At 68.7% G+C, this 15,857-nt stretch carries 11 protein-coding genes and 1 tRNA gene; 4 read left to right on the top strand and 8 right to left on the bottom strand.

The features are described 5' to 3' along the window. Positions 1–140 precede the first annotated feature (140 nt). Positions 141–2,195 (top strand): LTA synthase family protein, encoded by a 2,055-nt coding sequence (locus AC6LJ5_RS14390; RefSeq protein WP_498140815.1) that lies wholly within the window; start codon positions 141–143, stop codon positions 2,193–2,195. Positions 2,196–2,235: 40 nt separating this feature from the next. Here AC6LJ5_RS14390 and selD read toward each other — a convergent pair whose 3' ends face one another. Continuing rightward, a complete protein-coding gene (selD, locus tag AC6LJ5_RS14385; RefSeq protein ID WP_498140814.1) occupies positions 2,236–3,297 on the bottom strand; it encodes a selenide, water dikinase SelD in 1,062 nt (353 codons plus the stop codon). Positions 3,298–3,434: 137 nt separating this feature from the next. On the opposite strand from selD, the gene AC6LJ5_RS14380 reads away from it, so the two are divergent. Next, positions 3,435–4,550, top strand: a complete 1,116-nt coding sequence (locus AC6LJ5_RS14380; RefSeq protein WP_392411540.1) for a transglutaminase-like domain-containing protein — start codon at positions 3,435–3,437, stop codon at positions 4,548–4,550. A 19-nt stretch (positions 4,551–4,569) separates the two neighbouring features. Then, the gene (locus AC6LJ5_RS14375) at positions 4,570–5,109 is read left to right on the top strand and encodes a TlpA disulfide reductase family protein (protein ID WP_103272127.1); all 540 of its coding nucleotides are present in this window, start codon (positions 4,570–4,572) and stop codon (positions 5,107–5,109) included. A 32-nt stretch (positions 5,110–5,141) separates the two neighbouring features. Here AC6LJ5_RS14375 and AC6LJ5_RS14370 read toward each other — a convergent pair. The 7 genes from AC6LJ5_RS14370 to fdnG form a co-directional block, all read right to left on the bottom strand. Next, a tRNA-Sec gene (locus AC6LJ5_RS14370) sits at positions 5,142–5,237 on the bottom strand. A gap of 12 nt (positions 5,238–5,249) precedes the next feature. Beyond that, a complete protein-coding gene (gene selB / locus AC6LJ5_RS14365) occupies positions 5,250–7,217 on the bottom strand; it encodes a selenocysteine-specific translation elongation factor (protein ID WP_498140813.1) in 1,968 nt (655 codons plus the stop codon). Further along, the gene (gene selA / locus AC6LJ5_RS14360; RefSeq protein WP_498140812.1) at positions 7,214–8,653 is read right to left on the bottom strand and encodes an L-seryl-tRNA(Sec) selenium transferase; all 1,440 of its coding nucleotides are present in this window, start codon (positions 8,651–8,653) and stop codon (positions 7,214–7,216) included. Before selA ends, selB begins: the two co-directional genes overlap by 4 nt. Then, complete coding sequence (gene fdhE, locus AC6LJ5_RS14355) at positions 8,650–9,585, bottom strand: formate dehydrogenase accessory protein FdhE (protein ID WP_103272124.1); 936 nt, start codon at positions 9,583–9,585, stop codon at positions 8,650–8,652. The genes selA and fdhE overlap by 4 nt, the downstream gene beginning before the upstream one ends. 88 nt (positions 9,586–9,673) lie before the next feature. Continuing rightward, positions 9,674–10,333, bottom strand: coding sequence for a formate dehydrogenase subunit gamma (locus AC6LJ5_RS14350; RefSeq protein WP_498140811.1), 660 nt, complete (start codon positions 10,331–10,333; stop codon positions 9,674–9,676). Continuing rightward, on the bottom strand, positions 10,326–11,225 hold the full coding sequence (gene fdxH / locus AC6LJ5_RS14345) for a formate dehydrogenase subunit beta (protein ID WP_103272122.1): 900 nt from the start codon (positions 11,223–11,225) through the stop codon (positions 10,326–10,328). The genes AC6LJ5_RS14350 and fdxH overlap by 8 nt, the downstream gene beginning before the upstream one ends. Before the next feature lie 12 nt (positions 11,226–11,237). Next, on the bottom strand, positions 11,238–14,306 hold the full coding sequence (gene fdnG / locus AC6LJ5_RS14340; protein ID WP_158658322.1) for a formate dehydrogenase-N subunit alpha: 3,069 nt from the start codon (positions 14,304–14,306) through the stop codon (positions 11,238–11,240). A gap of 395 nt (positions 14,307–14,701) precedes the next feature. Here fdnG and solA point away from each other — a divergent pair, with 395 nt between their 5' ends. Continuing rightward, positions 14,702–15,841, top strand: coding sequence for an N-methyl-L-tryptophan oxidase (solA, locus tag AC6LJ5_RS14335; protein ID WP_103272119.1), 1,140 nt, complete (start codon positions 14,702–14,704; stop codon positions 15,839–15,841). Positions 15,842–15,857: the final 16 nt, after the last annotated feature.

Below are 15,857 nucleotides of genomic sequence, written 5' to 3'. Positions count from 1 at the left end.
AAACAACCTATCGGACGCGCCCTGCCCCGCACGCCCCCGCGCGACGCTGACGTCGCGCTTTTCCCAGAAGCAGTCCGCAGCATCCCGCGCCGCCCGGCCCAGCCGTTGGCGGGCAGGCTCTTTTTTACCTATTGGCGCAGATGAAGCTTTCCCGTCCGGTTTTTTCCTGGCAAGGCTGGTTCCAGAACTTCCAGCAGTCTTTCCTGCTGCTGCTGGCCCCCTGGCTGGTCAGCGTGCTGGCGCAGTTCGCCGGCCGCGCCTACCTGCTGGCAAAGCACGCGCCGCCGTCGCTGTACACAGCCTCATCGGCAGACGTCGGCCGCTCGCTGACCATCGGCCTGCTGTTCGACATCAAGGTCGCCGCCATCGCCTTTTCGGCGCCGCTGCTGGCCGGCCTGGCGATCGCCGCCTTCCCCCGGCTGCAGCGCGGCTGGCTGCGCTGGCAGTCCGCGCTGGGCGCGGTGATGGCCATGCTGTTCACCGCCGCCACGGTGATCAGCGTTTTCTACTACGCCACCTTTGCCCGTTCGATCGACGTCTTCGTGTTCGGCCTGATCGACGAAGACACCTCGGCCGTCCTGGGCACCGTGTGGCAGGGCTATCCCGTGCTGCGCGCCGGCCTGCTGTTGTCGGCCGTGCTCGCGGCCACATGGTGGCTGACCGCGAAATGGCGCGCGCGGCTGGAGCGGGCCTTGCCAGAACCGCGCTCGGTCCTCGCCTGCGCGCTGCGGCTGCTGCTGATCATCGGCATCACGGTGCTGGCCTGCCGCGGCTCGATCAGCAAGTTCCCCCTGAACAAGGACGACACCAACCTGTCCGCCGTCGCGCTGCTCAACGACATCGCGCCCAACGGCATCTCGGCCTTCACCTGGGCCCTGGCCGACCGCGACAACGACAAGCGCTTTTCTCCGGTGACGCAGCGCGAAGGGCAGCTGCTGTACCAGCGCTTCCTGGGCCGCCCCGGCGATGGCCTGGAACCCTTCATGGCCGTCACGGCATTGAATCCTGTCGCGCGCGAACGTCCGCCGCACGTCGTGCTGCAGGTCATGGAGAGCATGGGGCATCACCTCAGCTCGCTCGACGCCCCCGGACGCGACCTGCTGGGCGCGCTGCGGCCGCATTGGGAATCCGACTGGCGCTTCGACCGCTTCGTGTCCGAAGGCAACGGCACCATCGATTCGCTGGCCCGGCTGCTGGTGCGCAGCCCCATGAAGGCCATCGGCCAGTCGTCGGCGGCATCGGCCAGGTTCGCCGGCAATGCCTTCGCGCCGTATCTGCAACGCGGCTACCGGGTGCTGTTCGTTACCTCGGGCACGTCCACCTGGCGCAACCTGGGCTCCTTCGTGCGCCAGCAGGGCGCGCACGAATTCATCGACCAGCAGACGCTGCGCCAGCGCTATCCCGAGGCGCAGATCGGCACCTGGGGCGTGCCCGACGAATACATGTTCCGCTACATGGAGGAACGGCTGGCCGAGGCCGACCGCGCCGGCCAGCCCCTGTTCATCATGGCGCTGTCGACCACCCATCATCCGCCCTTCACGCCTCCGCCCGGCGCCGGCGGGCGTGGCCTGGCGCTGGACGAAGCGACGCGGGCCAAGCATTTCTACGACTGGACCGCCATCGACGACGTGCTGGGCACGCTGCGCTACGCCAACGACCAGCTGGGCGGCTTCATCACGCGCGTGAAGGCCTCGTCCGCCGGCGCCCGCACCATCATCGCGGCCACCGGCGACCACAACATCCTGGGCGTGGACTACCAGGACCCGAACGACGCGGCGCTGGCCCGCGCGGTGCCGTTCTATGTGTACGCCCCGCCGGCCTACCGCGCCAATGCCGTCTATGACCGCGAGCGGATCGGCAGCCACAAGGACATCATGCCGACGCTCTATCAGCTGAGCCTCTCGCAGGCCCCGTACTTTCAATCCGGCTGCGACCTGCTGGCGCGGCATCCGGACAGCGGCTGGTGCTTCGGTTTCAACGCGCCCTATCTGATGCTCACGCAGGCCGGCGCCTACCAACCCCAGCGCCCCAGCCGGATCCGGCCCTGGGCCGGCCCGTCGGGCCTGGCCCTGGCGGCCGAGCGCGACGCCACGGCCGAGGAATGGGCGGAGCACGTCAGATTGAACGCCTATCCGGCGCTGATGGAGTGGCAGATCAACCTGCAGGTGCAGGAACAGGGCCATCTGCGCAAATAAGGCGGGATCGGGCCGCGCGCCGGCGCGGCCCGCGCGGGACTCAGCCGACCCGCACCTCGGGCGCGCCCGCGCCCATCTCGCCGACCACGGCCGCCTGGTCGAAGCCCTGGCTGCGGAACAGGTCCAGCACCGCCTGGGCCGCTTCCGGCGCGCAAGCCACCAGCAGACCGCCCGAGGTCTGCGGATCGGTCAACAGCGCGCGTTCCACATCCGTCACGTCATCCGCCAGCTTCACGGAAGCGCCATAGGACGCCCAGTTGCGGCCCGACGCGCCGGTGATCACGCCATCGGCCGCGTAGGCCTGCACGCCCGGCAGCCAGGGCAGCGCAGCGCGCCGCAGATGAGCGGTCAGGCCCGCGCCGCGCGCCATTTCCAGCGCGTGGCCGAGCAGGCCGAACCCGGTCACGTCGGTGATGGCGTGCACACCCTCCATCGCCGCCAACGCGGCGCCGGGCCGGTTGAGCCGCGTGGTTGTGTCGATCATGACGCGGTAGCCGGCCTCGTCCAGCCGGTTTTTCTTCAGCGCGGCGGACAGGATGCCCACGCCCAGCGCCTTGCCCAGGATCAGCACGTCGCCGGCGCGCGCATCGGCATTGCGCTTGACGCGGCCGGGATGCACCAGCCCCATTGCCGCCAGACCATAGATGGGCTCGACCGAATCGATGCTGTGGCCGCCGGCCACCGGAATGCCCGCCTCGGCGCAGACCGATTCGCCGCCGCGCAGGATGTCGGCGATGACGCTGTGCGGCAGCACGTTGATCGGCATGCCGACGATGGCCAGCGCCATGATGGGCGTGCCGCCCATGGCATAGACGTCCGAGAGCGCGTTGGTCGCGGCGATGCGGCCGAAGTCGTAGGGATCGTCGACGATGGGCATGAAGAAATCGGTCGTGGCGATCAGCGCCTGCTCGTCGTTGAGCTTGTAGACCGCGGCATCGTCCGCGGTCTCGGTGCCCACCATCAGGTTCGGGTAGCTGGCCGCCGGACCGAAACGGGCCAGCAGCTCGGACAGCACGCCCGGCGCGATCTTGCAGCCACAGCCGCCGCCATGCGACAGCGAGGTCAGGCGCGGCACGGCCGGGGCCGCTGCATTCTGGTTCATAGGGTTCTCCATATGTAGACCGAAAAAGGATAGCACCGCGCCCATGATGGGCCTATCATGGCCAGGCAGCAGGCAGCAAGGGACGGCCGCCCGCCAGGGCGCACCGACAGCCACACTTCACCGTGCGTGAGGGCTATATGGACCGCCGCGACTTTCTCCGTATCACCGGCGCCTCGGGCGCCCTGTGCGCCGCCGGCGCGACGCTCGCCGGCTCCGCGCTGGCGCAGGAGCGCACCGCCACCGTCTCCGCCGACTGGCGCGCCTTCGAGCTGACCGCCGACATCAGCATCGAAGATCCCGGGGCCCAGGCCCGCCTCTGGATTCCCGTGCCCGACAGCGCCGACACCGACTACCAGCGCGGCGCGCAGACCATCTGGCGCATCGAGGGCGGCGGCACCGCCAGCCTGGCGCAGGCCCCCGGCTATGGCGTGCGCATGCTGGCCGCGCAATGGCCTGAAAACCCGGACATACGCAGGATCACGGTCATCAGCCGCTTCCAGACGCGCAACCGCCGCGTCGACCTGGACCAGCCCGCGCCCGCCAACTTCCGGCCCGAAAGCGCGGCGACGCTGCGTGAATACCTCAAGCCCACCGATCTGCTGCCCACCGACGGCATCGTCAAGGCCACCGCCGACCGCATCACGCGCGGCCACAGCGGCGATCTGGCGCGGGCGCGCGCGATCTACGAATGGGTGGTCGAGAACACCTGCCGCACGGCCTCCACCCGAGGCTGCGGCGTGGGCGACGTGCGCTACATGCTCACGGCCAATGACCTGAACGGCAAGTGCGCCGACATCAATGCGCTGTTCGTGGCGCTGGCGCGCGCCGCAGGCATCCCCGCGCGCGACGCCTACGGGCTGCGCGTGGCCGATTCGCAACTGGGCTACAGAAGCCTGGGCAAGGCCGGCGACGTCACCCGCGCCCAGCACTGCCGCGCCGAGTTCTACGCCGCCAGCCACGGCTGGGTGCCGGTCGACCCGGCCGACGTGCGCAAGGTGATGCTGGAAGAGCCGCCGGGCGAATTGCCGATCAACAATCCGCAGGTGCGCGCGGCGCGCGTGATGCTGTTCGGCGCCTGGGAGATGAACTGGGTGGCCTTCAACCACGGCCACGACGTGGCCTTGCCCGGCTCCGGCCTCGGCCCGGTTCCTTTCCTGATGTATCCCAATGGCGAGACAGCCGCCGGGCGCATGGACAGCCTGGACCCCGACAGCTTCCGCTACCGCCTGACGGCGCGCCAGCTCCCGGCCTGACGGCCACGGACCGTCCGCCTTGTTCAGCCGCCGCCACTTCCTGCAATCGGGCCTCGCGCTGGCCGCGCTGCCGCTGGCGGCGCGCGCCGCCTCGGACGACGCGCTCAAGTCCGCCACCGGCCCGGACTGGGCGGCCTGGACCTCGCCCACGCCGCCGCTGATCCTGCCCGACCTGTCCGGCCGCGAACACAAGCTTTCGGCCTGGCGCGGCAGTGTCGTGATGCTGAGCTTCTGGGCCACCTGGTGCGATCCCTGCCGCGACGAAATCCCGCTGATGTCGGCGATGGCGCGGCGGCACCGCGAGGAAGGTCTGCGGCTGGTCGCGGTGAACGTGGGCGAGTCGCTGGCGAAGGTCAGCACCTTTCTCGCCAAATGGCCGGTCGCCGGCACGGTGCTGCACGACCGCAACAGCGCGGCGGCCAAGGCATGGAATGCGGTGGGTCTGCCGGCCAACTACCTGATCGACCGAGGCGGCGCGGCGCGCCAATGGCATCTGGGCGAACTGGACTGGAAGGCCGACCGCGTCAGCGGCGTCGTCACGCGCATGCTGCGGGCCTGAAGCGCCGCGCGCGGCATCGGGCGCAAGAGGGATGGCGGAAGGCAGCAGGAGTCGAACCTACCTGGGAACGTCTGACGCCCCCAACCGGGTTTGAAGCCCGGCCGTGCCGCCGGGCACGGATGCCTTCCGCGAAGGCCCGCCTATGATACCGGCTCTGCCGCCGCTTGCCCAAGCGCGTAGGCGCTTTCGCCGCGTAGCACGTGATTGTCGCGCACGCGCCGCGTGTAGCCGACGCGATCGAAGAACTCCAGGATCTGGATCGCGCGCTTGCGCCCCAGGCCGGTCGCGTCGCGGAACGCCGCGGCGTTGAGCCCGGCGGGCGCGGCCGCCAGTCCGCGCGCCAGCGTCGCCAGCTCGCGCACGCGGTCACGGTGATAGAACAGATCCTTCACCACCTGCGCCACCTCGCCACGCCGCAGCAGTTTGCGCAATAGCAGCCGCACGCGCTCTTCCGGCTCGCCGCGCAGGCGCGCCAGGTCGCGCACCCAGGGCGGATCGTAGCGGCCCTCGGCCAGCAACGGCAGCAGCGCGCCGGCCAGCGCGGTTTCATCATCGGACAACGTCGCGGCATGTCCCGGCAGATGCAGCCAGGGCCCGTTGCGCGCGATCCGTCCTTGCGCTTGCAGATCGTCCAGCAGCACCTGCCACAAGGCGTCCGGCATGGCCGGCAGCGCCATGCGGCGCAGCCGCGCGCCGTCCGGGCCGGGCTCGTCGGGCGCTGCCTGATGGAAGGCCGCCAGCGCCTGCTCGGCCTTGGCGCGCAGCGCGTCCCACTGCGCGGCCAGGATCAGCGTGCGGGGCGCCTGCGGCGTGCGGCCGGCCAGCCATCGCGCCCCGGCAGGTGCCGCCAGCGCGCGCGCGTCGCGGCCGGTCAGGCGCTGCAAGGCGGCTTCGTCCAGGCCCAGCGTCGCCTGTTCCAGCAGCGGCGCGAGATCCGCGCCGTCCAGCATCGCCGCCAGCGCGCGCAGCCATTGCAGCCGCGCCGGCGCGCGCCGCTTGCGGTCCGGCGCATTCGGATCGAGCACGCGGCCGCCGCCCACCGTGCGCGTGGCCTGCGCGTTGCGCACGATGTAGCGGTCGCCGGGCATGGCGCAGACCGGCGCCTCGAACACCAGCTGCGCCCAGCCGGACTGGCCCGGCGCCAGCGTTTCCGCCGACAGCGGCACGGCATGCGCCAGATGGCGGGCCGCGCCGATATGCACATGCAGCGGCGTCCAGGCTCGCACCGTGCCGGCCGCGCCGGCGGCATCGGCCTCACCACCCGGCAGCAGCGTCAGTTCCACATCCACATGGCGCGAGGGCAGGAAGCAACGCGCGTCCGCCACCCAGTCGCCGCGCGCGATCGCATTCTTGTCGATGCCGGCCAGGTTGAGCGCGCAGCGTTGTCCGGCCGCGCCGGTTTCGCTGGGCCGGTTCTGCGCGTGGATGCCGCGCACCCGCAGCCGTTCGCCGGCCGGCATCAACCGCAGGTCGGCGCTTTCGTCGCCCGCTCGCGCCAGGCCGGCGTGCGCCGTGCCGGTCACCACCGTGCCGTGGCCCGCCAGCGTGAAAACGCGGTCCACGGCCAGCCGGAACAGGCCGTCGTCGCGGCGCTGGCCCAGCGCCTGGGCCGCCTCGTGCAGATGACGCCGCAGCCGTTCCGTGCCGGCGTCGCCAGCCTGCGCGGCGCACAGTTCGAACACCGGCGCGCCGTCCAGGAAGGTGCCCGCCGTCAATGCGGCGATGCCGTCGCGCGCCGCCGCCAGCTGCGCCGCGTCGGCGCGGTCGGCCTTGGTCAGCGCCACCGCGCCGCGCGCCACGCCCAGCAGCGACAGGATGGCCAGATGCTCGCGCGTCTGCGGCATGACGCCGTCATCGGCCGCCACGACCAGCAGGCCGAAGTCGATGCCGCTGGCGCCGGCGGCCATGGTGTGCACCAGCTTCTCGTGGCCGGGCACGTCGATGAAGCCCAGCACGTCGCCATTGTCCAGCGGCGTGTAGGCATAGCCCAGCTCGATGGAAATGCCGCGCGCCTTTTCTTCCTTGAGGCGGTCGGTGTCCACGCCCGTCAGGGCGCGCACCAGCGTGGTCTTGCCGTGGTCGATATGGCCCGCGGTGCCGACGATCACAGGATGGGCTCCGCCAGCTGCGCGGCGAAGGCGACCTCGTCGCGCGCTTCCAGGCAGCGCAGGTCCAGCCACAGCGCATCGTCGGCGATGCGGCCGATCACCGGCACCGGCAGGCCGCGCAGCGCGGCTTCCAGCCTGTCCAGGTGCCGCCCCGGCCGGCCCGGGCCGCGATGGCGCGCCGCCAGCCCGTAGCTGGGCAGCTGGTCCACCGGCAAAGCGCCGCTGCCGATCTGGCTGTACATGGGCACGGCCTCGACCTCGAAAGCGGAACCGGCCGCGTGCGCCAGCGCGCCGCGCAGCCGTTCGGCCAGCGCCTGGATCTCGCGCTGCGGCCGTGTCAGCAGGCGCAGCGTGGTCAGGCGGTCGGCCAGGAACTCCGGCGCGCGGTACAGGGCCAGCACCGGCTCCAGCGCGGCCAGCGTCAGCTTGCCCACGCGCAGCGCGCGCTTGAGCGGGTTCTTCTTGATCTTGCGGATCAGGTCGGCGCGGCCCACCAGCAGGCCGGCCTGCGGGCCGCCCAGCAGCTTGTCGCCGCTGAAGGTGACCAGGTCGGCGCCGGCGGCGATGGTCTCGCGCACCGTATCTTCTTTCGGCAGGCCGAACTGGGCCAGGTCCACCAGCGTGCCGCTGCCCAGGTCCACCGTGGCCGGCAGGCCGCGCGCATGCGCCAGGGCGGCCACCTCGGCCACGCTCACGCTCTTGGTGAAGCCGGTGACGGCGTAGTTGCTGCAATGCACCTTCATCAGCATCGCGGTGCGCGGGCCGATGGCGTTCTCGTAGTCGGCGGCGTGGGTGCGGTTGGTGGTGCCCACCTCGATCAGCTTGGCGCCGGCGCGCTTCATGATGTCGGGGATGCGGAAGGCGCCGCCGATCTCGACCAGCTCGCCGCGCGACACCACCACTTCGCGCCGGTCCGCCAGCGCATTGAGCATCAGCAGCACGGCGGCGGCATTGTTGTTGACCACGGTGGCCGCCTCGGCCCCGGTCAGCTCGCGCAGCAGGCCCTCGACCAGATCGTCGCGGTCGCCGCGCCCGCCCGTGTCCAGGTCGAACTCCAGGTTGGCCGGCGAGGTCAACGCGCGCAGCACCGAGGCCACGGCCTCGTCGGGCAGCAGCGCGCGGCCCAGGTTGGTGTGCAGCACGGTGCCGGTCAGGTTGTGCACGGCGCGCAGGCGCGGCGCCGTGGCGCGGGCCAGCGCGGCGTCCACGCGGCCCGCCACGGCCGCCGCGTCCAGCTCGGCGCGCGTCAGGCCGCCCTGCAGCGCGCGCTGGCGCAGCGCGTCCAGATCCTGGCGCAGCGCCGCCACCACCTGGGTGCGGCCGTGGGCGTCCAGCGCCGGCCGCAGCGCGTCGGCGTTCAACAGCCGGTCGAGCGAAGGAATGTCGGAAACGGCGGCGGTCTGGGCGGCGCCAGCGGACGACGGGACGGCGCTCATTCTTCCTCCGTGCCGTTCCACAGCAAGGGATTGCCGCTGGCGCGGGCGTAGCCGGCCTCGCCGACCAGCACGTCCAGCATCAGGCTGGCCAGGTCGTCGGCCACCGGCTCGACGTGCAGATCCTTGTCCTGGTAGAAGATCTTGCGATAACTGTGGCAGTGGTCGCAGGTCTCCGCCTTGATGGCCTCGGAGCGGCCTTCGATGGCCTGATAGGCCACCGATTCCACGTCCTCGCAGTGCGAGCACTTCACGCGCACCATGTGCCACTGGGTCGAGCACAGGCTGCAGCACAGGTAGCGGTAGCCCTCGAACTGGCCGCCCACGCGCACGATGCTGGCCACCGGCAGGCTGGCGCAGACCGGACAGACGCCGAAGGGGCTGGTCACCGGCAGCTGCTTCTCATCGAAACGGCTGGCCAGGCTGGTCCAGTAGACCTGCAGGGCCGCCATGACGAAGGGCGCGGCGGCGCCGTCGACGCCGTGGTCCTGCTCGGCCAGCACGGCTTCGGCCAGGTCCTCCAGCGCCTCGGGGTCCTCGTCCACGGCGCGCCGCAGCGCGGCGCAGACCTCGGCGGCCTCGGCGGGCGTGCCGGGCGTCCTGGCGACCTCGTCGACCAGCCGCGCCAGGATGGCCCGCCACAGCGGGTCGCGCGGCCAGCCCACCGCCTGCAGCGGCGGCATGCCATGTGCCTGGGCCAGCGAGATGCGGTCCTCGTCGGCGCCGGGGGGTTGGCAATCCTGCAGGGCGCGGTGCTGGGCGTCGACCAGGTCGGCCATCAGCCGCAGGTAGTCGCCCACCGGGCTTTCGGCCGCCAGATGACGCAGGCGCGCGGCGCGCGTGGCGAACACGCTGGCGCGCTCGGGCAGCTGGATGCGGGGAATGCGGTTGTGGTCTAGCGCTTCGATCTCGCCGCGCGGAAGAATTCGCTGCAATTGCGTCTCCAAGAAAACGAACACGGCTGCCCGCCCCGGGTGGGGGACGGGCAGCCGTGCGACCGGTCCGGTCGGGGAAGGCGACGGGCTACTTGCCCGCGGGCTTCCTGAGCTGCTCGCGGAACCAGGCGCGATGGTGCTTCCACGCCCAGCCTGCCGTCACATGGCCCCGCAGCATCGCCGTCAAGGAACCCTTGACCCAGATCGCCGCGTAAATATGCACAATGATCGCGCAAATCAGCACCAGCGCACAAACGGCATGCAGCACCGAGGCGGCGCGGATGGCCCAGATCGGGAAGTAGAACGCGAAATATTCGCGCCAGATCACGATGCCGCTGACGAACAGGCCCAGCATGCACAGGATCAACACATAGAACAGCAGCTTCTGGCCGGCGTTGTACTTGCCGACCTCGGGCAGCTTTTCCTCGCGGTTGTCGATCACGTCGTCCAGCTGGCGCAGCCACTGGCGGTCGGCCTTCGTCATGAGGTTGTGCCGCCACATGTGGCCTGCGAAGACCACGAAGCAGAAGAACATCACCAGCCCGATGAACGGATGCAGGATGCGGGTCCAGGGACCGCCGCCGAACAGGTTCGAGAGCCAGAAGAAGGCCGGATGGAACAGCGCCAGGCCGGACAGCGCCAGCAGGATGAAGGTCAGCGCGATGGCCCAGTGGTTGGTGCGTTCACCGGGCGAGTAGCGCTTGATCAGGCGGTTGCCGCGGTGGTCGCGGGATTGGCTGTCACTCATGGCGAGCCTCCTCTTCGGCCTTGCGTTCGTCTTCCTCGTGCACCTCGTTGCGGCCGACGCGGGCGTAGTGGAAGAAGCCCGCCAGCGCGGTCAGCGCCATCGCCGCCACGCCCAAAGGCTTGGCGATGCCCTTCCACAACGACACCATCGGGCTGATGTGCGGATCCTTCGGCAGCCCGTGGTACAGCCCCGGCTGGTCGGCGTGGTGCAGCACGTACATGACGTGGGTGCCGCCCACGCCCTGCGGGTCGTACAGCCCGGCCTGCTCGAAGCCGCGCGACTTCAGGTCCTCGATGCGCTCGGCCGCGTGCTGCTTCATGTCCTCCTTGGTGCCGAACACGATGGCGCCGGTGGGACAGGACTTCACGCAGGCCGGCTCCTGGCCGACCGCGACGCGGTCGGAGCACAGGGTGCACTTGTAGGCCTTGTTGTCCTTCTTCGAGATGCGCGGCACGTTGAACGGACAGCCGGTGATGCAGTAGCCGCAACCGATGCAGTTCTCTTCGTGGAAATCCACGATGCCGTTGTTGTACTGGATGATCGCGCCCGGCGAAGGACAGGCCTTCAGGCAGCCGGGATCCTCGCAGTGCATGCAGCCGTCCTTGCGGATCAGCCATTCCAGGTCGCCCTGCGTGTTCTCGTATTCGGAGAAGCGCATGACGGTCCAGGAATGCTCGGTCAGGTCGGCCGGGTTGTCATAGACGCCCACGTTGGTGCCGACCTCGTCGCGCAGGTCGTTCCATTCCATGCACGCGGCCTGGCAGGCCTTGCAGCCGATGCACTTGGAAACGTCGATCAGCTTGGCGACCGAGCCGACGGACGGCTCGCGGACGCCGGGCGGCGGGGTGGTGGTGGCGGAGCGCCGCTTGATGTCCAGGGATTGCATAGCCATGTCGGTCTCCTGTTATGCCTTCTCGACGTTGACCAGGAACGACTTGAACTCCGGCGTCTGGGAGTTCCCGTCGCCCACGAACGGCGTCAGGGTGTTGGTCAGGAAGCCCGGCTTGGCGATGCCCACGAAGCCCCAGTGGATCGGGATGCCCACGTGGTGCACGGTCTTGCCTTCGATCGTCAGCGCGCGCAGCCGCTTGGTCACCAGCGCCACGGCCTTGATGTAGCCGCGGTTCGAGGACACCTTCACGCGCTGGCCGTTGGCGATGCCCAATTCCTTGGCCATCGCCTCGCCGATCTCGACGAACTGCTCGGGCTGCAGGATCGCGTTGATGCGGACGTTCTTGGTCCAGTAGTGGAAGTGCTCGGTCAGGCGGTAGGTGGTGGCCACGAACGGGAACTTGTCCACCGTGCCCATCGCCGCCAGGTCGTCCTTGAACACGCGCGCGGCCGGGTTGCTGGTCACGCCCTTGGCCTTGGGATGCAGCGGGTTGTAGCCCAGCGGCGTCTCGAACGGCTCGTAGTGCTCGGGGAACGGACCCTCGGCCATGCCCGCGCGGGCGAAGAAGCGCGCCACGCCCTCGGGGTTCATGATGAACGGCCCCATGCCGCCTTCCGGATTCTCGTCGGCCTTGAAGTCCGGGATGTCGGCGCCGCCCCAGCTCTTGCCGTTCCAGGAAATCAGGCTGCGGCGCGGGTCGAAGGGCTTGCCCGACACGTCACAGGACGCGCGGTTGTAGAGAATGCGGCGGTTGGCCGGCCACGCCCAAGCCCAGTTCAGGGTCTGGCCGATGCCGGTGGGATCGCTGTTGTCGCGACGCGCCATCAGGTTGCCCGCCGGGCTCCAGGCGCCGGCGAAGATCCAGCAGCCGCTGGCGGTGGAACCGTCGTCGCGCAGCTCGGCGAAGGCGGCCAGCTGCTCGCCGGCCTTGCGCGTGATCTTGGTCGGATCCTTGGGATCGGCCAGGTCGGCCAGCGCCTTGCCCGAGTATTCCTTGGCCAGTTCCTCGGCGGTCGGACTCTGCGGGTTGGAATACGGCCACGACAGGTTGACGATGGGATCGGGGTACTTGCCGCCCTCGTCCTGGTACATCTTGCGCAGGCGCGTGAAGATCAGCGACATGATCTCGATGTCGCTCTTGGCCTCGCCCGGGGGTTCGGCGCCCTTCCAGTGCCATTGCAGCCAGCGCCCGGAGTTCACCAGCGCGCCGTCTTCCTCGGCGAAACAGGTGGTCGGCAGGCGGAAGACCTCGGTCTGGATCTTGCTCGGATCCACGTCATTGGCCTCGCCCGCGTTGCGCCAGAACTCGGAGGTCTCCGTGACCAGCGGGTCCATGATGACCAGGTACTTGAGCTTGGAGAAGCCCGCGGTCAGCTTGGCCTTGTTGGGCGCGGCGGCCAGCGGGTTGAAGCCCTGCGCCAGGTAGCCGTTCATCTTGCCCTGGTTCATCAGCTCGTAGACCTGCAGCATGTCGTAGAGCTTGTCGAGCTTGGGCAGGTAATCGAAGGCCCAGTTGTTCTCGGCCGTGGCGGCCTTGCCCCACCAGGCCTTCATCAGGCTGACGTGGAACTTGGCGTAGTTCTGCCAATAGCTGAGCTGGTTCGGACGCAGCGGCTTGGAGGCGCGCGCGGCGATGTACTTGCCGTAGTCCTGCTCGGGCTCGTTGGGCAGCGTCATGTAGCCGGGCAGCAGGTTCGACATCAGGCCCAGATCGGTCAGGCCCTGGATGTTCGAGTGCCCGCGCAGCGCGTTCATGCCGCCGCCGGCGATGCCGATATTGCCCAGCAGCAGCTGCACCATCGCGCCGGTACGGATGATCTGCGAGCCGATGGAGTGCTGCGTCCAGCCCAGCGCGTACAGGATGGTGGCGGCGCGATCCTTGGTCGCCGTCGAGGCCAGCATGTCGCAGACCTTCAGGAACTTGTCCTTGGGCGTGCCGCAGACGCGCTCGACCATTTCCTCGGTGTAGCGCGAGTAGTGCTTCTTCAGCAGCTGGTAGACGCAGCGCGGGTGTTCCAGCGTGGGATCGGTCTTGACGTAGCCGTCGTCGCCGCGCTCGTAGTCCCAGCTCGACTTGTCATAGCTGCGTTTCTCGGCGTTGTAGCCCGAGTACAGGCCCGCGTCGAACGCGAAGTCTTCGCGCACGATGAAGGAAAAGTCGGTGTAGTTGCGCACGTACTCGTGCTGGATCTTGTCGTGATCCAACAGGTACTTGATGACGCCACCCAGGAAGATGATGTCGGTGCCGGTGCGTATGGGCGCGTAAAAGTCCGCCACGGACGCCGAGCGCGTGAAGCGCGGGTCCACGACGATGAGTTTCGCCTTGTTGTGGGCTTTGGCTTCCGTGACCCATTTGAACCCGCAAGGGTGGGCCTCGGCGGCATTTCCGCCCATGATCAGTACTACGTCCGCGTTCTTGATGTCGACCCAATGGTTCGTCATCGCTCCACGGCCAAACGTCGGGGCAAGACCTGCCACCGTCGGGCCATGTCAGACACGGGCTTGGTTATCGAATGCCAACATCCCCATGCTGCGCACGGTCTTGTGCGTGATGTAGCCCACCTCGTTGCTGCTTGCCGAGGCGGCCAGCATGCCGGTGGTCAGCCACCGGTTGACCGTCTTGCCGTCTTCCGTCTTCTCGACGAAGTTGGCGTCACGGTCGGCCTTCATGAGCTTGGTGATGCGCGTCAGGGCGTCGTCCCACGACATCCGCACCCACTTGTCCGTACCGGGCGCCCGGTATTCCGGGTACTTCAGGCGGTTGGGACTATGGATGAAGTCGATCAGGGCCGCGCCCTTGGGACAGAGCGTGCCGCGGTTGACCGGGTGATCGGGATCGCCCTCGATGTGGACGATGCTGGCGCGCGCATTCTTGGCGCCATCGCCCAGGCCGTACATCAAGAGGCCACAGGCGACCGAACAGTAGGGACAGGTATTGCGCGTTTCGGTCATGCGCGCAAGCTTGTACTGACGGACTTCCGCCATGGCCGTGCCGGGGGCAGCCCCCAGCAATGCCAGACTGGAGCCTGCCAGCGTCGCACCTGTCACCTTGAAGAACTGGCGGCGGTTCATGTTGACCATGAAACACTCCTCTCCGGGTGAGTGACGGAAGCCAAGGGCCGGCCCGACGGGAAAGCCCTACGAATTCCAAGGATATTTAACGCGAAGTATATGCCCAGAACCCGTCCCCGCGCCACGGGCCGGACGGACGAGCCGCAAACCGGGAATTTGACGGCCTGATCCCGGTTTTTCGCGGATTTTGGATGATCGCGAGACTGTTACCAATGCCGGCGCCCCCTGCCAATCCCTTGGTGCGCCGCCGCAATCGCCGATATCGCGCCGGTCTTGCAACCATCGCGCGAATATATTCGACGCGAAATTTCTCCACTCGTACCATCCGATCCATCCACGTTGCCACGGCTTGCCGCTGTGACTCGCCACGCAAAGGCGACGGGTTCAAGGATCCTGGAGACGAGATGCAAGAATCTATCCATGATGTGGCCGTGATCGGCCTGGGCGCAATGGGCGCCGCGACGCTTTTTCAGCTCGCGGAACGCGGCCAGCGCGTCATCGGCATCGAACGGTTCCAGCCGGGGCACGATCGCGGCTCGTCGCACGGGGAGTCGCGGGCGATCCGCCTGGGCTACTCGGAAAGTCCGCAATACGTGCCATTGCTGCGGCGCGCCTACGCGTATTGGCGCGAGCTCGAGCAGTTGACGGGTGAAACGCTGCTGCTGACTTCCGGGATCCTGGAGATGGGCATGCCAGGCAGCCGATTGGTGGCGGGCACGCTCAAGGCGAGCGAGCAATATGGACTGGACCACGAGGTGCTGAGCCCGCGCGAAGTTCAGCGCCGCTATCCCGCCATTGAATTGCCGCAAGACTATTCCTCGGTCTGGCAGCCGGATGCCGGGATCCTGCGGTCCGATGCCATCAATGCACTGCATATCCGCCATGCGATCGCCCAGGGAGCGCAAGTCGTGACGAACGCGCGCGTGCTGGCCATCGAGCCCCGGGCCGGCGTCGTGCGACTGGTCCTGGACGACGGGCGCGCCATCGAAGCCGGATCGGTGGTCGTCTGCGCGGGGCCGTGGACGAGCGATCTGGTGCCATCCCTGAAGTCCACGCTCACGCTCACGCGGGCGGTCTCCTGCTGGTACCGACCCAAGCGGCCCGAGCTGTTCAAGTCCGGCGCGCTGCCCGTCTTCATGATTGATGACGGGCGCGATTTCTTCTACGGCTTCCCGGACTTTGGCGATGTCGGCCTGAAGTGTGGCTCGCACTATGGAACCGGGCAGATCCAGCATGCCGATCTGGCGCGACAAGACGCATCGGCGCCAGATGAAAACCACACGCGCGACTATCTTGAACGCTACATGCCCGAAGGCGCCGGCCCGCTGCTTGGCATGAAGACGTGCCTGTACACCATGACCCCGGATACGGATTTCATCATCGACACGTCACCGGAGGACGATCGCATCGTGGTCGTCTCTCCGTGCTCGGGGCATGGCTTCAAGTTCGCCGGCGTCGTCGGCGAGATCGCTGCCGACCTGGCGATCAGCGGTGACACGGAGCAGGACATCTCGCGATTCCGCATCGACCGATTTCCGGCCTGAGGGCTGCGCGCCGCAC

This window comes from Achromobacter sp. 1011791174 (assembly GCF_059760925.1).
Note: the sequence above shows the minus strand (reverse complement) of the source record. Positions and strands in the feature narration are given on the sequence as shown.